Below are 19,953 nucleotides of genomic sequence, written 5' to 3'. Positions count from 1 at the left end.
GCTGGTTGCTTCAGGCGGGGGCCTTTGCGGGTGATTTGCGCGACACCGCAAGCGATCGGTCAGCGATCGAAGCGACTTTTTCGGCCAGCTCGATGATCCGCTCCTGTTCCCACGTGGTATCCACGAGGAAAGCGAGACTTGTCTCGCCCAGCTGCTTGGCAACGGGAAGCGGTTTGTCGGGCCCCAGCCCGCGATCGCGAAACAATGCCTCTCGGTAGATCTCGGAACAGCTTCCGGAAAACGCGGGCAGACCCGCTTCGGCAATTTCGGCAAGGATCCGGTCGCGCGACCAGCTGTCGGCCATGGCCTCCGGGCGTACGAAGGCGTAAAAGCGATAATAGGCATGGGTGAGGGATTGAGGCGGAACGGGAACCCGTAACGCACTCGACCCGCTGAGGATCTCGGCAAGCGTCAAGGCGTTGCGCGTCCGGTGGGCGCGGGTTTCCGCGAGCCGCGACAATTGTATGCGTCCGATAGCGGCCGAAGGCCCCGCCATGCGAAGGTTGGTGCCCGGGCCTGAATCATGCAGCCATCGAAAGCCGGGCTGATGGTCTTTTTCAAACACCGTGGCATAGCCCTTGCCGTGATCCTTGAAACTCCAGGCACGAGACCAAAGCTCGGGATTGTCGGTGAGAAGCATCCCTCCTTCGCCCCCTGTCGAGATTATCTTGTCCTGACAGAATGAATAGGATCCGAAATCACCCAGTGTACCCACATGCCGTTCACCGATCATCGCGCCATGTGCCTGGGCGCAATCTTCGATCACCCAGATATTGTGGGCGCGGGCAAGGGCCAGGATGCCATCCATGTCGCAGGGCCAGCCCGCCAGATGCACGGGCAGGATGCCGACCGTACGCGAGGTGATGAGGGGGGCAATCGTCTCCGGCGTGATGTTCTGACTGTCCGGATCAATGTCGGCGAACACCGGAATGCCGCCGGCCAAGAGCACACAGCTGGCAGATGCAACGAAGCTGCGTGGGGTCACGATGACTTCGTCGCCCGGCTGAATGTCGAGAATTCGCAGCGCGGTGTCCAGTGTTACAGAACCATTGGCCATTGCGATTGCGTGAGCAGCGCCGGTGTAGTCGCAATACTCCGTTTCGAAGGCAAAGACGTCCGGGCCGGTCCAGGCATTCACCTTGCCGGACCGCAGGACGCCGGTAACGGCATCGATCTCTTCGTCAGTGTAGACTGGCCAACCGCCCATATCCTCTCTCCTCAGACCACATAACGCACAAGGACGAAACCCTCGGCGGCAGAACGGTGAACGGTCGCCCCGCGCAAGGTGGCCAGCGCCCGCAGGGACTCCACCGACCTTTCGTGGGGTGCCTCGCGAACCTGACTTGCGAACAGCTGGAAAGCCTCGAGCTTGCGGTCGAGCGTTGCTGAAATGTCCACGAACACATTGGGAACGAATGCCGGCGTGAGGTACGGCGCATTCCAGTTGGTTTCCGAAAGAGTTTCGTAAGCCGCAATGACAGGGGGGTGCCGGGCCTGATGGGGCCGGCTGGCAACCAGGGTGGACAGAAAGCAGAGCTGATGGTCGAGATGGATGTCGCCCGGATGTGGTGCCAGGACCAGCGTCGGGTCGAGATCCCGAACGAGCGCACCCAGCCCGCCGTTCAGATCGGCATGAGGATACTCCGCCAATTCAGCGGCAGGAAAATCGAGCCAGTGGGTTTGCGAAATGCCCAGATGGGCGTGCGCGGCTGCGGCTTCTTCGCGAACCTTGTGGATCTGCTCGGCTGAAAACCTGGGCGGACGTCCGCGTGTGACAATGGCGACATGCACCGCTCTGCCTTGATCCGCAAGACGGGCAATTGTGCCTCCTGCACCCAGGACTTCGTCATCGGGATGGGGCGCGATTACAAGTGCCGGGCCGTCGCCGGTGAAAATTGGAGAATTCATGATTTTGCACGACTGCTGAATTTGGAGTGAAGACCTGGGCACCGGTCAGGGCCGGTCCATTCGAGAATTTCAAGACATTGGCCGTCGCCGCATGCGACGGTAAATACCGAACCGTCAACCGCCTGGACCTGGCCAGGAAGACCGATGTAACGGCCCTTGTGGGGGCAATGCCTGGCGCGGGTCACGGTCAGCATGGCCCCGTCAGAGGTTTCCGTAAAAGCTCCGGGATAGGGGGGACCGACGGCACGGATTAGCCGATCGATCTCCGCCGCGGAGCGGGACCAGTCGATAAGCCCATCTTCCGGCCGCCGCCGCGCACATATGCTTACGCCGTTTTCAGACTGCGGTTCGGAGGGCACCTCGCCGGACTGGATCCGGGTCAACAAGGGCGGCAGCATTTGCGACACTGCGTTCCTGACGCGGTCATAGAGTTCACGAGCGGTGATCGTTTCCGGGTCTATGTCGTACCGCATCTGAGCTGCGATCGGGCCATCGTCCACGCCCTCACCAAGCCAGAACAGGGTTGCGCCAGCCTCGGTTTCACCCACGAGGATCGTCCAGGGAATGACACCTCGGCCGCGCAGGCGCGGCAGGGCAGAGGGATGGAACCCGATACAGCCGAGCCGTGGTATCGCGCGAAAGTCTGGACCGCAGATCTGCGACCAGCCGATCACAAGTATCAGGTCAGGGTCGACTTCCCGAAGGACCTTGAGCGTCTCCTCGCTATCGGATCGTGCGGTGTGGTGTACCGGCACGCCGTACTTTTTGGCCGTCGGCGCGAGATCGGCAAAATCCGAGTGCCGGCCGGACAGTTGCGGCGGCAGTGTCACCACGAGGGCGGGAGCGTGACCGGCGGCGCAAATTGCGGCAAGAGCTTCAAGAGACCCTTCGACCGCACCCACAAAGACGGTCTTCATGCGGAAACCTGTTTGTTGTCGGCCCCGTTATCGAGACCTTTCCAGGAGCTTGCGGCATCGAGCCGGCTCGCGTTCTTGTGCTCACCGAAAAGTGCAACCCCGATGGTTTCAAAGATAATCTGAAGATCGAGCGCTGCGGAGCGATGCGCGATGTACCATAGGTCCAGTCGCAATTTCTCCTCGTTGCTCAAGGACGTGTTACCGCTCACCTGGGCCCATCCGGTCAGCCCCGGCCGCACGGCCCCGCGCCGGACCCCGTCTGCCCCGAATTGCATCACTGTCTCAGGCTTCAAGGGGCGTGGTCCGACCAGGGCCATCTCTCCGCGAAGGATTGACAGCAGCTGCGGAAACTCATCGAGCCGCATGCGTCTCAGCCAAATTCCGGACGTGGAAACGCGTCTTTCGTCAGGCAGCAGGTTCCCGCCGGCATCGCGCGCATCGCTCATGGTGCGCAGCTTGGCGAGGATAAACACCGTGCCGCCTTTTCCCGCACGCGTTTGCGTGAAAAAAACCGGCCGCCCCAAGGTAAGCACTGTGAGCAATGCCGCGAACACGAAAAACGGAAATGCAAAAACCAGCGCACAGAGGCACAATAAAATTTCAATAAACCTGTTCATCGGAATCCTTGGCTCCTGAAATTAAAAAACAGAGAAGATTCTGAAGGCCAATAAAACCAAAATAGAAAGAAAACTACGAACCTAAGATAAGCATCTACCTCGCAATATTGACACACTAGCCAAATTTTACAAGTGGAAGTCACATCATTGTTTAAGCGCTTGGACAACAACCCGAATGCACCCTGGGAATTCCTTTCCGGAGCCGCCAATTCAGCAACGGAAGGGCAGGGACGGGCTACCTGCTCCGAAGCCGACTAAGAATTGAACAGCACCTTTACAGAGGCGCCTCGAAATTCCCTGACAGAATTCCATGGACAGTGTCTGTCCGCCGCCCTCGCTCCGCTCCAGCCACCCCGGCAGCAGGTCTAACGGGAGGGAAAACGAGTCGTCCGAATGCGGTTCGAACGGCAACAGGAAGGGACCAAATTCATCATAAATCAGGCTCCGCGATAGTGGCGATGACGTTTTTTGCACTGTCAGAATGCAGCATCCTGAACTGGCTGATTTTAATTGTTTTTTCCGTATTTTTTGGGGGTTTGGAAACGCTAAAAAGGCCATCTGATCAATCCGCCCAAGAAATTTGTGGAAAAAAACTATTTATTAACCTTGCGTTATGTGTTACACCTTGGGTTGAAATTGCAAGACTAAATTTAACATGAAATGCTGTGACGTATGGCATTTTTTCATGCTCTGAAGATTTTATTTTTGAGAACTGATCATTATTTTAGATGATCTATGTCCTTTTAAGGGACTAATCTTCGGAAAAACTGAAAATATTTGTCGAAACTACATTCACGAAGTGGGAATCGTTTTATTTATTTTCCATTTTGTAAATACGCCACCGTCGCAGCAACAAAAAACAAAGAATAATCAGTCCGTTAAAAAAATAACGGACGGCGAGGCACAGCTATTTTTGTGCCTCAAGTGTTTAGCGGAGCGTTTGCTTATGGCGGATTTTTATTCTTCTGAGACGACGTCGAAGATTGGGATAAAAGCATCGGGTCACTCTGTCTTGGAAAGCCGGCCGAAAATTAATCGGTGGTGCCAACAATTATTGACCGAGCTGAAAGCTAATCGCAGACTTGTCCTGGGTGACGTCGTTTCAATTACACTGTCTGCAGCGCTTGCAGTGCTCCTGACGGTGACCGGATCGGCTCAAAAGCAGTTATTGCCTGCGATACTGCCATTTGCGGCGCTGGCATGTGTCTGCGGTCTCGTGATTTTCCCATTGGCCGGGTTCTACCGCCGGGACACGCGATCAACTTCGTTGAGAGACATCGTTGTTCTGCTCAAGGGAGCCCTGCTCACAAGCGTTTCGCTTGCAATCCTGTCACGTTTCAACCTTGTGACAGCCTCCGTTCCCATTCCTGTCGTGATCGTTCAGTTTTACCTCGCCGTGCCTGCGCTCGGTGCGTTGCGGGTTATCGCCAGGGGCCGGGAGCTGACCCGTCAAAGCCGCCATCTCAAGGAGAAAGAGGTGGATTCGAGGATTCCGGTTCTTCTGGTGGGAACCGGCGCAAGTTGCGACCTCTTCCTGCGTTCCTTGCGCAATACCGGCTCCCGCTACCTTCCGGTCGGAATTATCGATGATGCCCGCAACACCCAGGGGCTCTACTTCCACGACGTCCAGATCATCGGAACGCTGAGGGATCCTGAAAACGTGATCGAACGGCTTTCGCAGTGGAACATACTGCCACAGCGGCTGCTCCTGACCGAACCGACAACCCATTTCGACAGCGACGGCATCCAGAAACTGACTGTCTGGGCCAGTGGACATGGGGTGACCGTTTCAAGGCTGCACGGGCTGGAGGATCTTGGTTCCCCAGATCTGGGCGAAGGGCAGAACATGAGAACCGTGGATCCGGATGACATTCTGGATCGGCCGCAAAAGGCCGTGGAACGCTCGTTGCTGTTCGAAGTCTTCAAGGGGCGGCGGGTCCTGGTGACAGGGGCCGGCGGGTCGATCGGCAGCGAACTTACACGGCAGATCGCGTCCTTCCATCCGGCAGAGATCGTGATCATCGACAACTGCGAATTCAACGCCTACTCGATCGATATGGATCTGTCGCAGCATTTTCCCGATGTGCCGCGGCGGATGTATGTGGCCTCCATTGTCGATGCGGACCGCGTCAACTCGATCTTCCGGCAGCACCGTCCGGAACTGGTGTTCAACGCGGCGGCCCTCAAGCATGTGCCGATCGTCGAGCTCAACCCGTGCGAGGGCGTTCTGACGAATGTTGTCGGATCGAGAAACGTTGCCGATGCGGCCCGCGAAATCGGTGCTCTCGCAATGGTACAGATCTCGACCGACAAGGCCGTCAACACGACCAATGTCATGGGGGCAACCAAACGCGTCGCGGAATTCTACGTCCAGGCGCAAGACCGTATCACCAACGAGACGGAAGAACGCACCAGGTTCTTCTCTGTTCGATTTGGCAATGTCTTGGGGTCCTCAGGGTCGTTGATACCGCTGTTCCAGCGCCAGATCTCAAACGGCGGACCGATCACGATCACCGATCCCAAGATGGAACGGTACTTCATGACGATCCGCGAAGCTGTCCAGTTGACACTGGTATCTGCGGCGAGCGGCCTGAAGTTCGACACCAGCCAGGGTGAGATCTTCGTCCTGGACATGGGCAAGCCGGTCAAGATCGTCGATCTTGCAGAACGCATGATCCGTCTTGCCGGTCTCACACCTCACCAGGATATCAAGATCAATTTCATCGGCATGCGTCCCGGCGAGAAGCTGTTCGAAGAGCTTTTCGACAAATCGGAAGCCCGCGCCGATTGCGGAATTCCCGGTGTCAGCGCCGCACGTCCGGAAGGCGTTCCGATTGCGCGGTTGCGGGCAATGATCCTGAAGCTGGAGCTTGCTGCACGGTGCCAGAACGGGTCCTTGGTCAACCAGTTGCTTCGGGACCTGGTGCCTGGCTACGGCACAAAAACATCGTGCGCGGTTGAGCCGGCCAAAGTGGGTGCAAGCGCTGCATGGTCAGGTGCGAAGGAAATGACCGTGAAGTTGCCAATTCCGCCCCATGCCGTTCTTCGGCCGGTTGGTGCACCTGAAGTGCTGAGTACTGGCTAATGAGCGCTTCTGCCAACCATATGGACTACGCGGTCAGTGTGTCTTCCAAGTCGGGGACCGGGTCTTCCGGGCGCCGCCGGCGGGCTGTGATCGTCGGTAGCCTGGGGTATTCGCTGGTCAATTTCCGGCTGGATCTGATGCGGCGCTTCCAGGCAAACGGCTATGAAGTGACCGCTTTCGCCGCCGAGATCGATGCAGAGACCGCCAGAATTCTGGACGAGAACGGGATCGCTCATCGCGAAATTCCCATGAAACGCACGGGGACGAACCCCTTCAGCGATCTTGTCAGCCTCTGGGCTCTCATTCGTGCACTTCGCGAGGAAAAGCCGGAACTCGTCCTCGCATATACAATGAAGCCGATCGTCTATGCCTGCCTTGCAGCACAACTGGTCGGCATCCGGTCCCGCTACGCGCTGTTCACCGGGCTCGGATATGCCTTCATGGAAGAACATCCAACCGGACGCAGGCGTTATGTCCGCAGCGCCTCCGTATTGCTGCACCGGATCGCACTGCGCAAGCTTACCGCGGCTTTCTGCTACAATAGCGCGGACCGCCGGGATATCCGGAACTATCGGCTGATACCGGACCAGGTGCCTCTTCACGACATTCCGGGTTCAGGCGTAGACACCGCACGCTTTTCGGCGACACCTGTTCCGCAGGGACCCGTCCGCTTCCTGTTCGTGGGGCGGCTGCTTCGGTCCAAGGGGCTTGCTCTTCTTGCCGAAGCCGCCAAGCTCCTCAAGACGCAGGGGCTCGAATTCGAGCTCGACATCCTGGGCCCGACCGACAGTAATCCCGACGCGATCGAACCAGAGCAGCTCGACGCCTGGCAAAGCGAAGGACTGCTGCGATATCGCGGCGCGACAAACGATGTCGTCCCCTTCCTTCAGGCGAGCAGCGTGCTGGTTCTTCCGACGTCGCTGCGGGAAGGCATTCCACGTTCCATTCTCGAAGCCATGTCCTGCGGGCGCGCTGTCATCACCACCGATGCGCCGGGGTGCGGAGAGACGATAGAACACGGTGTTTCCGGCTTCGTCGTCCCGCGCGGTGACGTTCAGGCTCTCGCCGCATCGATGAAAAGCTTCATCGAAACACCGGCACAGGCTGCAAAGATGGGCGCGGCTGCGCGGGCACTCGTTTGCAGCAAGAATGATATTCACCGGGTGAATGCCAGGCTGATGCAGCTCATGGGCATCGAAGCCGTCCGATATGCTTCCGGCTCACGCAGCCTGGGTTCTCCGGCTGAAGCCGAACTGGCCTGTCAGGTGTCGGAGGTAGCCCTCCCATGACGCAGTCCGTCACAACGGCCCGCACGGCATTCTCCGACCTGATGACCTCCCGGGTCGTGCGCTTTCTTGGCGCCGGCATAATCAACACGGCGTTTGGATACGGGGTCTTCGCAATTCTCGTCCTGGCAGGTGTGCACCCGCAGGTCGCTCTCGTGGCACAGTTCGGTCTCGGGGTCATCTGGAACTATTCCATCCATGCCCGGTTTGTTTTCGGTGTCAGCGGCTTTGGCAGACTTCCGCTCTACGGCCTCGCCTATGTGGCGGCCTATGCATTCAACGCGCTGTTGCTTGCGGTCCTGACCGGCGCCGGGATACCTGCGCTCGGTGCCCAGCTCCTGTCGCTGCCGCCTGTCGTGGCCCTGTCCTATATTCTTGTTGCCCGCGCCCTCGGCGTGCGGACGGGCAGAAAGGACGCACGGCAATGAGTGTCCTTCAGTCCAACCAATTGGCCGCCGCGGTGGATCAGGCTTCACATGCCGCACACCGTCAGAAATGGCTGCGCCTTGCAGTCAGTGCGGCGTCGGTTGCGGGTGTCGCGGTGCTGCTTGGCGCTCTTTACGGCAGGCTGATGACCTTCGGTTTGCGGCGGGACGAGATGATGTTCGTTCCCCCCGCGCGTTATATGCCGGACTGGCAGCTATACCAGGACGTCTTCTTCAATCATGTGCCGAATGTCGCCTGGTTCTTCCACTCCATGCATATCGTCTTCGGCGATCAGGGCTTGCTGGGCTCGGCAAGGACAGGCGTCTTTCTTCTTTGGGTGCTGCTGATCCTTGCGATTGTCTGGACCACGCTGCGCATCTCGCGATCCTGGCTGCTGGCGCTGTTCTCGGCCGTGGCCATTCTCGCCGCGGATCCGTTGCTCGGCCAGGCCGGTATGGCCGCGACCAACAACCTGCTGCCGCTGCCGTTTGCAGTTCTGGGGCTAGGCCTTTTCCTGGTCGAGACCATGGAACAGCGGCCGCGATCCAGCCTGATCTTCGTTGCCGGAATGTGCCTTTCGCTTGCAGCAGGCAGCAAGGTCAGTGCGGTCGTCTTCATTCCCCCGGTCGCGCTTGCCGCCTTCCTGCTTCCGGCACGTATTTCCTTGCGCACGCGCCTGACCGGAACTGTCCTTCCGCTCGCCGCCGGCGGGCTGGTCGGAGCCTTGCCCGTCTTCTGGTATCTGCTGGACGATCCGCAGCTCTTTCTTGCGCATGTTCTGTCATTTCATACCGGCCCGCACATCGCCTACTGGACGGCGAACGCCGCCAGCGAACCCGGCCTGGCGATGGGGCTTGGCGGCAAGTTGCAGCTTGCGTTCGGAGCCTGGTTGGCAGGTGGTTCGCTGATCCTTGCAACAGTGCTTGTTTACCTGTTCTGGATGTCGATCCGGGCAGGGCACAAAGGTGAACGGCAGGACGGCAAATGTCTCGGACAGATTGTTGTCGTCCTCGCTGTCACGGCTCTTGCCGCCGTTCTAAGCTTCGTTCCGACACCCGGTTTTCCGCAGTATTACATTCAGCCGCTGGTCTGCCTTCCGATCCTTGGCGCGTTGTTTTACCGGCAGATCGGAACACGGGACCGTCAGCAAGTGGTGCCGGTTCTTTTTGCCAGCATGTTTGTCATGCTCGTCATCACGCTTCCGCGGCTTATGCCCGGGCTCGCAAGCCTTGCCACACCTGATGACTTTACCTCCGCGCGCCTGGTTCGCGGTGGTCAGGAATTGCAGCAGGCGCTGGCCTCGCACAATGTGCCTGAAGGCCCTGTGGCAACCTTCATGCCGCTTTACCCGATGGAGGCCGGTCTCGGCATCTATCCGGAATTTGCTTCCGGTCAGTTCGCATACCGGATCGCGCCCTACACGGACGCCGAGCTTGCCGCTTTCTATCGGATGGTCGGTGCCGACGGTCTGGGAGATCTGTTCGGCAAACAGCCTCCGGCCGCCATCCTCGTTGGCTACGACCCCGACCTTGAAGCGCCGATGCTCGAGTATGTGCGGGCAAACAACTACCTGGAAGTTCCGGTTGCCGAACTGAGCAACCGTTACGGAGAAGGCCGCCTTTTTGTTCGAACAACGGGAGGCCAGGACTGAGCCGCCGGTCTGTGGCTCTCAATGTTTTGTCAGTGCGATCGTTTCAGTCGGGCTGACTTCGTTTCACACCAAGATGTTGTTTTCAGTGTTTAGACAATCAGGGAGAAGAAAAATGCAAACCGTACTTCTTGCCGGAGGATTAGGCTCACGCCTGGCTGAAGAAACAGTCACCATTCCCAAGCCGATGGTCGAGGTCGGTGGTCGACCGATCATCGCTCGCGTCATGGATATTTACAGTCATTTCGGCCATCGCGACTTCGTTGTTGCGGCCGGTTACAAGGCGTTGCTGATTAAACAGTTCTTCGCCAACTACCATCTGATTGCCAACAATATTTCCGTATCGGTGGATACAGGAAAGTTGCGTCTCGTACCGTCGGAACCGGGCGGCTGGAACGTCTGCGTTGTCGATACGGGTTCTCACACGATGACCAGCGGCCGCATTCGCAGGCTGCGTGACTGGCTCAACAACGAAACCTTCATGTGCACCTATTCGGACGGTCTGGGCAATATCGACATCAACGCCCTGCTCGACTTCCACAAGTCACATGGAAAGCTTGCCACCGTCACCGCCGTTCAGCCGCCTGCACGCTTCGGCAACATCGAACTCAAGGGTGATCGGGTCTTCGCGTTTACGGAAAAGGTTCGCAAGCGCGACACCTGGATCAACGGCGGCTACTTCGTGTTCGAACCGGGTGTTCTGGATTACATGGTCGATGACACCGAACCGCTCGAGCAGTCGCCCCTGACCCAGATGGCCAAGGACGGCGAACTGATGGCGTATCGCCACGACGGTTTCTGGCATCCGATGGATACGGTGCGCGATCGGGACACGCTTAATTCGCTGTGCGACGAGCTTCCGCCGCCGTGGCTGCGGTTCAATGAGGAAATGCCAGCCAATATGCCGGCACTCGCGATCTGAGACGACGACCATGTCCGAGTTTATCGATCCTCATATTGGCCGAGCTTTCGCCGGCCGCCGGGTTCTCGTCACAGGCCACACAGGGTTCAAGGGCGGCTGGCTTTCGGCCTGGCTGTTGCACCTGGGAGCCGATGTCGTTGGCCTGTCCCTGCCTCCCAGTGAGGGACCGGGTGTCTTCAAATCCTGCGGTCTCGCGGATCGCATGGACAGCCGAATTGCCGACATCCGGGATCGGGGAGCATTGCAGGAAGCTCTGCGCGGCGTGGATGCGGATATCGTCTTCCATCTGGCTGCCCAGCCCCTGGTGCGCCATTCGTACCGGCATCCGGCGGAAACCTTTGCAACCAACGTTTCGGGAACGGCCAACGTCCTGGATGCGGTTCGCCAGATGCCTTCGCTGCGCGCTGTCGTCGTGATCACGACCGACAAGTGTTACGACAACCGCGAATGGACCTGGGGCTACCGGGAGATCGACCCGCTTGGTGGCCACGACCCCTACAGCGCGTCGAAGGCGTGTACCGAACTTGTGGCGCAAGCCTACCGCCACGCCTACTTCGCCGATAGCAACGGACCGCAGCTGGCAACTGTCAGGGCCGGCAACGTCATTGGCGGCGGTGACTGGGGTGAGGAGCGGCTGGTGCCGGACATCGTGCGGGCAGCGTCAAGCGGCGTACCGCTCGAGATCCGCAGCCCCGAGGCGGTGCGCCCGTGGCAACACGTACTGGAGCCGCTATCGGGCTATCTCCAGCTTGCGGCGCGGCTTGTCGAGGACGGCTCCGAGTTTGCAGGTGCCTGGAACTTCGGTCCCGAGCTCGAAAGCACGGTCAATGTGCGCGAGCTGATGCAGATGGTGCGAACAGCCTGGGGCCAAGGCGCTCCAGAGGTTCGTTTTCCGGAGCAGCAGGCGGGAACGTCATCGGCTCTGCATGAAGCCGGCATTTTGCGCCTCGACAGCACCAAGGCCCGCACCCGCCTTGGATGGCGGCCGCAGCTCAGGCTTGCCGAGGCAATCGGAATGACAATCGACTGGTACAAAGCACACGCGCTTGGCGACGACATGAGCGACTGCACCGAACAGCAGCTTGCCGGCTACAGCGCCCTGATGGCTGGCAGCAGTCTCACGCGCTACGCGATGGTCGCTGAATAGACGGCGCGAGATCACCGGAGAAATTGACACATGCGAGTTAATTACGGTCAGACAGTACACGGACAGGAAGAGATCGACGCCGTGGTCGAAGTGCTCAAGACCTCGACCCAGATGGGTCCGCGTGTCCGTGACATGCAGCAGAAGGTCGCCGAGCTTTTCAGCAAGAACTTCGGGATCATGGTCAACTCGGGTTCTTCGGCCAATTACCTGGCCGTGGAGATCCTCGATCTACCCAAGGGCAGCGAGGTCATCACACCGGCGCTGACGTTTGCCACCACGGTTGCCCCGCTCGTCCGCCAGGGCCTTGTGCCGGCATTCGTCGACGCCGCCGAGGGCACCTACAACATCGACGAGACAGCCATCGAACGCATGATCACACCTGCGACTTCCGCAGTTATGATCCCGTCCCTGATCGGCAATCTGCCGAACTGGAAGCGCATTCGCGAGATCGCCGATGCCCACGGCCTCAAGGTGATCGAAGATAGCGCCGATACTCTGGGCGCGACGATTTCCGGTGAAAGCACGGGTATCTACTCGGATGTCTCGACGACGAGCTTCTACGGTTCGCACGTCATCAACGGAGCCGGCAACGGCGGCATGCTTTGCGTCAACACCCCCGAGTTGGCGCGCAAGGCTTTGTTGCTGCGTTCGTGGGGACGCAGTTCATCGCTCTTTGTTGAATCGGAAGCAATCGAGAACCGGTTCAATGTCCGTCTCGATGACATCGAATATGACGCGAAGTTCGTCTTCGAAGCGCTGGGGTACAATCTGGAGCCTTCGGAAATCAGCGCGGCGTTCGGGCTCGTGCAACTCGGAAAGCTGCAACACAACATTGCAGTGCGCGAACGGCATTTTGAAGCCCACAAGCGGTTCTTCGCCGACTATGAAGACTGGTTTGTCCTGCCGCGCCAGTTGGAAGGTGCCAGGACGGGATGGCTGGCTTTCCCGCTGACAATTCGGGACGACGCGCCGTTTACCAGGCGCGAGCTTCAGATCTATCTCGAAAAGGCCGACATCCAGACCCGCCCGGTCTTCACCGGCAATATTCTGCGTCAGCCGGCAATGAAGAACATCGACTGCCGCGTCGATCCGTCCGGCTATCCGATCGCCGACAACGTGATGCGTGGCGGCATCCTTCTGGCCTGCCATCACGGCCTCAACGACGATCACGTCGAATACATGCACGCGCGCGTATCCGATTTCCTAAACCGGTTTTCCGCCGGTTTCGGTGCCATGGCGGCAGGCAACGAGAGGGTTGGATGACGCCAAGTCTACCGAACCCTTAAGGAGATGCCTGTCGGGCGATGGGCAGGGACTTTCGGGGAGGGGCGGCGCCGAAAGCTTGAATTGCCGCGAATTCTGCCTGGTGGAATTCGCAATGAACCTGAACCTGACATTGCAAGTCATTTTAAGAGCGATTGAAAAAAATGAATAAATTCGAGCTAGACAAGTCCATTCGCCGTACCTGCAGAACCTGCGGTTCCGAGGATCTTTTGCTGTTCCTTCCCATGGGAGCTCATCCGCCGGCCAACCTGTTTGCCAGCGCGGCAGATCGCGATCAGCCCCAGGTTGCCTTTCCGCTCAACACGCAAGCCTGCCTCGATTGCGGCTTGATCCAGGTTGCGGATCAGGTGCCGGCCGATTTCTTCACCAACTACCTTTATGTACCTTCCGGCGCCGCGACGATGCATTCCCATTTCGCGGAGCTTGCGGAGGTTGCCGTTAGCAAGGCGAACGGTGGGCTGATCGTCGATATCGGCTGCAACGACGGGCTCATGCTGTCCCACGCCAACCGGCTGGGCGGCAAGACGCTCGGCGTGGACCCGGCTGCGAACCTTGCGACAATCGCGCAGGAGCGCGGCGTGAGGGTGCACACGGCATTCTTCAACCCCGAGACGGCAGCGGAATTGAGGGCGTCCGAAGGTCCCGCCGCCGTGATCACGACTTCGAACACCTTCAACCATATCGATGACTTGCACGGCTTCACCGAGGGCGTGCTGACGCTTCTTGACGACGACGGTGTCTTCATCATCGAGGTGCCGTGGGGCAAGGAAATCCTCGAGACCAATGAATTCGACAATGTCTACCATGAGCATCTGTCGGAACTGAGCCTGCTTTCGATTGTCCGTCTGGGCGAAAGCGTCGGCCTCGATGTGGTCGATGTCACCAAGCTTCCGGTGCACGGAGGCTCGATGCGCGTATTCATGCAACCGGCTGCCTTGAAGGTGGAACGCGCGGCAATCGTCGACGAGATGCTTGAAGATGAACGCCAGGCCGGCATGACGGAGGCCGCGACCTATCAGGATTTCGCCGAGCGGGTACACCAGATCCGCAAGGACCTGACCGGGCTGCTGGCGGAATTGAAGGCAGAGGGCAAATCGATTGCCGGCTACGGCGCTCCCGCCAAGGGCAATACGTTGCTCAACTTTTTCGGGATCGGCACGGAGACACTCGATTTCCTGGTCGACAGGAACACGCTGAAACAGGGCCTCTTCTCTCCGGGCATGCACATTCCTGTTCTCTCGCCGGAAGCCGTAGCCGAGAGGCAACCCGACTACCTGCTGGTTCTTGCATGGAATTTCCTGGATGAAATCCGCGAGCAGATGGCCGAATTCGAAGCGAAGGGCGGCAAGTTCATCGTTCCCCTTCCGGTGCCGAAAATCGTTCCCTGAGGCAGAACTATGGCGCGCGTACTCATAACCGGAGCATCCGGTTTTATAGGATCAAACCTGACCCGGGCCTGCCTGAAGCGAGGTGACGAGGTCAGTGTGATCTTGCGGCCTCGTTCGTCCACGGGCCGGATCGCCGATATCGCGTCGCGCGTTGGCCTCTACAGGCTCGACGTCACCGACGCTCGGGCACTTCGCAGCTGCCTGGCAAAAGCCAGGCCGGAGATCGTTTTCCATGTGGGTGCGCGCACCCGTTTCGAAAACCGGCCGGACTTGCAGGATCTCGCCGACAGCGTCGAGGAGAACGTCTCGCCGCTGATCGCGCTCCTGTCGGCCCTTGCCGCTTGCGATTGCCCGCCCCGGACTTTCGTCAGGACGGGGACGATCGCCGAATACGGGGACTGTCCGACACCCTATACTGAAACCGAGCGAGAAAAGCCGGGCGGATCCTATGCCGCCTCACTTCTGGCCGGGACGCATTATCTGGAGATGGCGCAACCGCGACTTCCGTTTTTTGCCGTTACCGCACGGCTGGCCCTGACCTATGGGCCCGGGCAGTCGGAAAGTTTCCTGATCCCGCGCGCCATCACTCAGTTGCTGGCCGGCCAGAAAGTGAGCGTCCGCAGCCCGCTGGATCGCCGTGACCTGATCCATGTCGATGACGTGACCACGGCGCTCATGATGCTGGGCGACAATCCAGAAGGTGCCGGACCGGTAGTCAATGTGGGGACGGGGGATTCCCCGACGGTCGCCGAGGTCATGAGGACCTTGATCAAATTGACCGGCGCCGACGTCGATCTCGTGAATTTCAGCGATCAAGTCCGCGATCCCGTCGAATTGATCGTCTCTGCCGAACGCATCCGCGATCGCCTTGGCTGGTCAGCGGAAATCAAGCTTCAAGATGGCCTCGAAAGGACCGTGAAATGGGCACGAGAGAACATCATTCCAAACTTTGCAACGGAGATGCAGGCATGACTCTCGTCTCGATCCTGATCCCGGCACTGAATGAAGAGGACAACGTTCGCAACACCTACAAACGTGTCATGGACGTGTTCGAGCAGCTTCCCGACTATGAGCCGGAACTCATCTTCACCGACAATCATTCCAGTGATGAGACCTTCTCCATTCTCACGGAAATTGCTGCCGAGGACCCACGGGTTCGCGTGATACGGTTCTCTCGGAATGTCGGGTACCAGGCTTCGGTGCTGACCGCCTACAGGGCTGCCGAGGGCGCTTGCGCCATACAGCTTGATTGCGACCTCCAGGATCCGCCCGAACTGATCCCGCAGATGCTCGATACCTGGCGCAAGGGCTACCACGTCGTCTACGGAATCCGGCGGAGCCTGCCGGACGGTCCGGTCGTCGCGTGGCTGCGCAGAACCTTCTATGCACTGATCGACGCGATCAGCGAGGACGACCTTCCCCGGAACGCAGGCGAATTCCGGCTGACCGACCGGCGCATTCTCGATGAGCTGCGCCGCGTGGAAGACCGCTCGCCCTATGTCCGCGGTCTCATCAGTGGCATGGGTTTCAACCAGACCGGTTTTGAGTACGACCGAAACGCTCGCGTGGCTGGAGATTCCAAGTTCCCGCTCCGTGCAATGATTTCCCTCGCGGTCGATGGCCTGATCAACCATTCGCTTGTGCCGTTGCGGCTGGCGTCCCTGATCAGCCTTCTGGGCGGCCTCTGCGCCTTCCTGCTGCTTTCGGGCTACCTCATCGGCAAACTGGTCTTCGGCCAGGAGTGGCCTGCCGGTTTTGCGACGACCACGACGCTGATCCTGCTTTCGATGACGGTGAACGCGATGTTTCTCGGCATTCTGGGTGAATATGTCGGACGGATATTCCTGCAGTCGAAGAACCTGAACCGGCCACTGGTTGAAATCGAACTGAATGGCAACGGACAACGGAATGATGCGGTTCCGAAGGGTCGACGCACCATGGTGGAGGCTGCGGAATAAACCATGAAACTGCTCTTCGTTCAGGCTAGTTTTGGCGCAGGCGGCACGGAAAAGATCGTTGCCATGCTGGCGGCACATCGTGCTGAGCTTGGCGATGAAGTGCACGTCGCAGCAATGACCTGCCCCGATGCAGGATCGTATTTCGATTATCCGGACAACGTCGTCCTGCACGTTCTCGACAGGGATAACGGCAGAGGGCTGCTTCCCCTGCCGTTGCGCCGGCTTGCCAGTATCCGCAAGCTGGTTCGGGCTCTATCGCCGAATGTGTGCCTCTCGTTCCTGACAAAGGTCAACGTTCTGACCCTTCTGGCCACCGGTTCGTCGGTGCCTGTGATCGCGTCCGAGCGCAACAATCCGCTGGCACAAAAGGCACACCCGATCTGGCGCCGTGCCCAGAATGCCCTGATGCCCAGGGCCGCCGCGATGGTCATGCAGACCGAGCGGGCACGGCAGGACCTGCCGGCGCGGGTACAACCCTGTGCCCAGGTGATCCCGAACCCCTGTGCGCCGATCGACGGTGTGGCCCCTTCAACCGGTGGCAAGAGGCTCGTTGCCGTTGGACGACTGGATCACCAGAAAGGCTTTGATCTGCTCATCGACGCCATGTCTCTGGTGCGCGAAAAACAGCCGGATGCAAGACTGACGATCTATGGAGAAGGCACCGCCCGTGCTTCCCTGGAAGCGCAGCGTGACCGTCTTGGTCTTCAGGATATTGTTTCCCTGCCGGGCAAGAGCGCAAGGCACGGAGAATGGATCCGGACTTCCGACATTCTGGTTCTTTCGTCCCGTTTCGAAGGGTTTCCGAACGTTGTCGCCGAAGCTGTCGTCAGCGGGCTTCCCGTCGTGGCGTTCGACTGCGCCTACGGCCCAAGGGAACTGGTCTTCGATGGCGTGAACGGACTTCTGGTTCAGGACGGCAATGTCGGGGCACTGGCCGACGCGATTGGTCGCCTGATGTCCAACCCGACCCTGAGGGCCGCAATGGCGGATGCGAATGTCCGCCTGCAGCAAAAACTGGCACCTGAGACCATTCTAGCCCTCTGGGACCGGACGATTTCCGACGCGGCCCGGAAGGAAGCATTCAACCGCGGCAAACCGGCAGGGGAGGGCTATTCACATGCGAATGCGTGAGCCTGTCAGCCCTGCAGGTGCCGCGATGTCCGTGGCAACGGACCTGGTGCGAACCGATATCGGAGCGCCCGGCAAAATCGACTTCAATACCAGGACAATCCGGCGGAATTCGTCGGCATTTGGGGGATCTTCATGAGCAGTATTGTTGACTCGCAGCAGGAGCAATATGCATTCGCTGAACGTCCGATACAGTTCGGCTTCTTTGCCATTTTCAAGGTGTTGCGAAGAAACTGGATCTGGCTGAGCTTGGCCATGTTGATGGGTCTGGGGGCCGCCTATCTTGCCCTTCAGGTCATTCAGCCAAAATATGCCGCTCGGTCGACCATCATTCTGGCGAAGGTTGAAACGAGAATTAATCCGACAGAGACGACAATCGAGAATTCCGACACGTCGCTTATCCACATCGAGACCGAGATCGATTTTCTGCGCTCAGTCGAATTCGCCCGCAAGGTCGCCAGCGAACTGAACCTGATCGCAGACACCTATTTCAATCCGTACCTTTCGGCGACCGAAACGCCGGTTCCCACTGATGAACAGCAATTCGAAGCGGTGCTGGTACGCATGCTCAACAGCTATACGGTTGAACGGCGAGGCGAGAGCCTGGCGCTCGATATTCGTGTGCGGCATCCTGATGCCGTCATGGCTGCGCAACTGGCCAATACACTCTCAAGTACATACATCGATGACTCTCTTCGGGACAAGAAGAAAGCCGTACAGTATTCAATCTCAGAATTGTGGGACCGGATAACGTTACTCGGCGGTCGCCTGAGCGAGATGGAAGCGCGTCTGGCGGAACTCATTCGCGAAAACGAACTGGACGACACCAGCCTCGGCGACGAGTTGAGGGCAGAGCTGAACAGATTGACGTCTATCCTCAATCTGGCGCGCGACCAGAATGCGTCTTCCATCCGGATCAATGAAAGCAAACAGCGTCTTGCCGCGGTGGAAACGAAGCTTGAGGAGCGAACGCGCGCCGAACTGACACAGTCCAAGCTGCAGAGGTCGCTGGATGCGGATCTTGCCAGGTACCAGGCACTTGTAGACCGGCGTAACGCACTGGAAACACAGATCGACTTTCTTCAGCCCGATGCCCGGCAGGTGACTGTGGCTTCCGCTCCGCTGAAACCGGCGACACCCAACCGTCCCGTCATTTTTGCGCTTGGGATTGCCGGCGGCCTGATTGTCGGTCTGGCCTTGGTGCTGTTGCGCGAATTGTTCGACCGCCGGGTCTGGACCGGTACCCAGACGATGCAGTACCTGGGCCTGCGAACCATCGGCTACGTTCCGCGGATCCGGTACTGGCGGAAGAGGGACAAGCAGGAACTCTTTCTGAGCAGAACCTCCAGACAGGAGAATTCACCGTACCAGCTGGCGTTGCGAAGCCTGCTCACACTGCTTTCCAACCAGATCCGGAAAAAGGACAGCATGGTCATGGCCGTAACGTCGGCACTTGCCAACGAAGGCAAGACGACCCTGACGTTCTCACTCGCGGTTTCCGCCGCCCAGGAAGGACACCGGGTGCTGTTGATCGACCTCGACATCCACCGGCATGGCCTGACACGCATGTCAGGTTGCGAAATCCCAAAGGAAACGCCTCAGGAAATCTGGGAGGATCAGAACGTCTTCGACGCGCAGATAGTGCCTTGCACCCGTTTCGGACAGATCAATCTCCTGTCGTTCGCTCAGGATTCCATCATTCCGAGGCGCGTGTTCAATACGCCTCGTGGCAAGGCGATTTTGAGAAAATTGCGCGCGTCCTATGACGTCATCCTGATTGACACGGCCCCCGTTTTGGCTGCCGACGAAGCAAACCGCCTGGCGTCGCTTGCGGACTTCGTGATCCTCATCGCCCGCTGGGGACGCACGTCGGAAGATGCGCTTGGAACGGCGGCAGAAGCCTTGCGGTTCAATCAGATCCCACTCGCTGGCGTGGTGTTGAACGACATCGACATGCGGCGATATTCGCTTCGCGACTACGGAGCTCACCGGGCAGGAGGATACTACGCCTATAACAACGGCTACATCTACAAACCGCCAAGTTGAGACAGCTACCGTCACGGTGGCGCGACCCTTTCAGTCGACACGATTCACCCGAAAAAAGCCGTGTCTGACATGCTGTTCTATCTGGAGTTTTTCGACATTTCGCTGCGCACCAGTGTTTCACGCGCAGCTTATTGAAAATTGCATCAAGTGCCGCGGCGCCGCTCAAGTTCTGATCTGGTGTTCCGCAATTTCA

Annotated in this window: 16 protein-coding genes; 12 read left to right on the top strand and 4 right to left on the bottom strand. The window is 58.8% G+C overall.

Features of this window, described 5'->3' with window-relative positions; genetic code table 11:
• Window positions 1-10: 10 nt before the first annotated feature.
• From FIV03_RS30230 to FIV03_RS30215, 4 genes are read right to left on the bottom strand one after another with little or no spacing between them, the layout of a single operon-like run.
• Window positions 11-1,207, bottom strand: a complete 1,197-nt coding sequence (locus tag FIV03_RS30230) for a DegT/DnrJ/EryC1/StrS aminotransferase family protein (protein ID WP_152512451.1) — start codon at window positions 1,205-1,207, stop codon at window positions 11-13.
• 11 nt (window positions 1,208-1,218) lie between these two features.
• Window positions 1,219-1,908, bottom strand: a complete 690-nt coding sequence (locus tag FIV03_RS30225; RefSeq protein ID WP_152512450.1) for a PIG-L deacetylase family protein — start codon at window positions 1,906-1,908, stop codon at window positions 1,219-1,221.
• Window positions 1,905-2,825, bottom strand: a complete 921-nt coding sequence (locus tag FIV03_RS30220; RefSeq protein ID WP_152512449.1) for a formyltransferase family protein — start codon at window positions 2,823-2,825, stop codon at window positions 1,905-1,907. Before FIV03_RS30220 ends, FIV03_RS30225 begins: the two co-directional genes overlap by 4 nt.
• A complete protein-coding gene (locus FIV03_RS30215) occupies window positions 2,822-3,442 on the bottom strand; it encodes a sugar transferase (protein WP_152512448.1) in 621 nt (206 codons plus the stop codon). The genes FIV03_RS30220 and FIV03_RS30215 overlap by 4 nt, the downstream gene beginning before the upstream one ends.
• Before the next feature lie 1,054 nt (window positions 3,443-4,496).
• Between FIV03_RS30215 and FIV03_RS30210 the strand changes: the two genes are divergently transcribed.
• The 12 genes from FIV03_RS30210 to FIV03_RS30155 all read left to right on the top strand — a co-directional run bounded on the left by FIV03_RS30210 (window position 4,497) and on the right by FIV03_RS30155 (window position 19,760).
• The gene (locus FIV03_RS30210; RefSeq protein WP_173014029.1) at window positions 4,497-6,527 is read left to right on the top strand and encodes a nucleoside-diphosphate sugar epimerase/dehydratase; all 2,031 of its coding nucleotides are present in this window, start codon (window positions 4,497-4,499) and stop codon (window positions 6,525-6,527) included.
• Window positions 6,527-7,816: a glycosyltransferase family 4 protein gene (locus tag FIV03_RS30205; protein ID WP_152512446.1), complete on the top strand. Its 1,290-nt coding sequence runs from the start codon at window positions 6,527-6,529 to the stop codon at window positions 7,814-7,816. The genes FIV03_RS30210 and FIV03_RS30205 overlap by 1 nt, the downstream gene beginning before the upstream one ends.
• Window positions 7,813-8,241: a GtrA family protein gene (locus FIV03_RS30200; RefSeq protein WP_152512445.1), complete on the top strand. Its 429-nt coding sequence runs from the start codon at window positions 7,813-7,815 to the stop codon at window positions 8,239-8,241. The genes FIV03_RS30205 and FIV03_RS30200 overlap by 4 nt, the downstream gene beginning before the upstream one ends.
• Window positions 8,238-9,890, top strand: a complete 1,653-nt coding sequence (locus tag FIV03_RS30195; protein WP_152512444.1) for a hypothetical protein — start codon at window positions 8,238-8,240, stop codon at window positions 9,888-9,890. Before FIV03_RS30200 ends, FIV03_RS30195 begins: the two co-directional genes overlap by 4 nt.
• Before the next feature lie 112 nt (window positions 9,891-10,002).
• Window positions 10,003-10,809, top strand: a complete 807-nt coding sequence (gene rfbF, locus FIV03_RS30190; RefSeq protein ID WP_152512443.1) for a glucose-1-phosphate cytidylyltransferase — start codon at window positions 10,003-10,005, stop codon at window positions 10,807-10,809.
• A 10-nt stretch (window positions 10,810-10,819) separates the two neighbouring features.
• Complete coding sequence (gene rfbG, locus FIV03_RS30185; protein WP_152512442.1) at window positions 10,820-11,956, top strand: CDP-glucose 4,6-dehydratase; 1,137 nt, start codon at window positions 10,820-10,822, stop codon at window positions 11,954-11,956.
• 30 nt (window positions 11,957-11,986) lie between these two features.
• A complete protein-coding gene (locus tag FIV03_RS30180; RefSeq protein ID WP_152512441.1) occupies window positions 11,987-13,219 on the top strand; it encodes a DegT/DnrJ/EryC1/StrS family aminotransferase in 1,233 nt (410 codons plus the stop codon).
• 164 nt (window positions 13,220-13,383) lie between these two features.
• On the top strand, window positions 13,384-14,628 hold the full coding sequence (locus tag FIV03_RS30175) for a class I SAM-dependent methyltransferase (protein WP_152512440.1): 1,245 nt from the start codon (window positions 13,384-13,386) through the stop codon (window positions 14,626-14,628).
• A gap of 9 nt (window positions 14,629-14,637) precedes the next feature.
• On the top strand, window positions 14,638-15,600 hold the full coding sequence (locus tag FIV03_RS30170; RefSeq protein WP_152512439.1) for an NAD(P)-dependent oxidoreductase: 963 nt from the start codon (window positions 14,638-14,640) through the stop codon (window positions 15,598-15,600).
• Window positions 15,597-16,586: a glycosyltransferase family 2 protein gene (locus FIV03_RS30165; protein WP_022999559.1), complete on the top strand. Its 990-nt coding sequence runs from the start codon at window positions 15,597-15,599 to the stop codon at window positions 16,584-16,586. The genes FIV03_RS30170 and FIV03_RS30165 overlap by 4 nt, the downstream gene beginning before the upstream one ends.
• A gap of 3 nt (window positions 16,587-16,589) precedes the next feature.
• On the top strand, window positions 16,590-17,717 hold the full coding sequence (locus FIV03_RS30160; RefSeq protein ID WP_152512438.1) for a glycosyltransferase family 4 protein: 1,128 nt from the start codon (window positions 16,590-16,592) through the stop codon (window positions 17,715-17,717).
• Between the two features lie 132 nt (window positions 17,718-17,849).
• Window positions 17,850-19,760, top strand: a complete 1,911-nt coding sequence (locus FIV03_RS30155) for a polysaccharide biosynthesis tyrosine autokinase (RefSeq protein ID WP_152512437.1) — start codon at window positions 17,850-17,852, stop codon at window positions 19,758-19,760.
• Window positions 19,761-19,953: the final 193 nt, after the last annotated feature.

The organism is Labrenzia sp. THAF187b (assembly GCF_009363375.1).
GTDB classification, from domain to species: Bacteria; Pseudomonadota; Alphaproteobacteria; order Rhizobiales; family Stappiaceae; genus Roseibium; species Roseibium algicola.
Note: the sequence above shows the minus strand (reverse complement) of the source record. Positions and strands in the feature narration are given on the sequence as shown.

Bases quoted from the DNA above. Each gene is read 5' to 3' on its own strand.
- FIV03_RS30230 (WP_152512451.1), bottom strand. From the start codon at position 1,207: ATGGGCGGTTGGCCAGTCTACACTGACGAAGAGATCGATGCCGTTACC.
- FIV03_RS30225 (WP_152512450.1), bottom strand. From the start codon at position 1,908: ATGAATTCTCCAATTTTCACCGGCGACGGCCCGGCACTTGTAATCGCG.
- FIV03_RS30220 (WP_152512449.1), bottom strand. From the start codon at position 2,825: ATGAAGACCGTCTTTGTGGGTGCGGTCGAAGGGTCTCTTGAAGCTCTT.
- FIV03_RS30215 (WP_152512448.1), bottom strand. From the start codon at position 3,442: ATGAACAGGTTTATTGAAATTTTATTGTGCCTCTGTGCGCTGGTTTTT.
- FIV03_RS30205 (WP_152512446.1), top strand. From the start codon at position 6,527: ATGAGCGCTTCTGCCAACCATATGGACTACGCGGTCAGTGTGTCTTCC.
- FIV03_RS30200 (WP_152512445.1), top strand. From the start codon at position 7,813: ATGACGCAGTCCGTCACAACGGCCCGCACGGCATTCTCCGACCTGATG.
- FIV03_RS30195 (WP_152512444.1), top strand. From the start codon at position 8,238: ATGAGTGTCCTTCAGTCCAACCAATTGGCCGCCGCGGTGGATCAGGCT.
- rfbF (WP_152512443.1), top strand. From the start codon at position 10,003: ATGCAAACCGTACTTCTTGCCGGAGGATTAGGCTCACGCCTGGCTGAA.
- rfbG (WP_152512442.1), top strand. From the start codon at position 10,820: ATGTCCGAGTTTATCGATCCTCATATTGGCCGAGCTTTCGCCGGCCGC.
- FIV03_RS30180 (WP_152512441.1), top strand. From the start codon at position 11,987: ATGCGAGTTAATTACGGTCAGACAGTACACGGACAGGAAGAGATCGAC.
- FIV03_RS30175 (WP_152512440.1), top strand. From the start codon at position 13,384: ATGAATAAATTCGAGCTAGACAAGTCCATTCGCCGTACCTGCAGAACC.
- FIV03_RS30170 (WP_152512439.1), top strand. From the start codon at position 14,638: ATGGCGCGCGTACTCATAACCGGAGCATCCGGTTTTATAGGATCAAAC.
- FIV03_RS30165 (WP_022999559.1), top strand. From the start codon at position 15,597: ATGACTCTCGTCTCGATCCTGATCCCGGCACTGAATGAAGAGGACAAC.
- FIV03_RS30160 (WP_152512438.1), top strand. From the start codon at position 16,590: ATGAAACTGCTCTTCGTTCAGGCTAGTTTTGGCGCAGGCGGCACGGAA.
- FIV03_RS30155 (WP_152512437.1), top strand. From the start codon at position 17,850: ATGAGCAGTATTGTTGACTCGCAGCAGGAGCAATATGCATTCGCTGAA.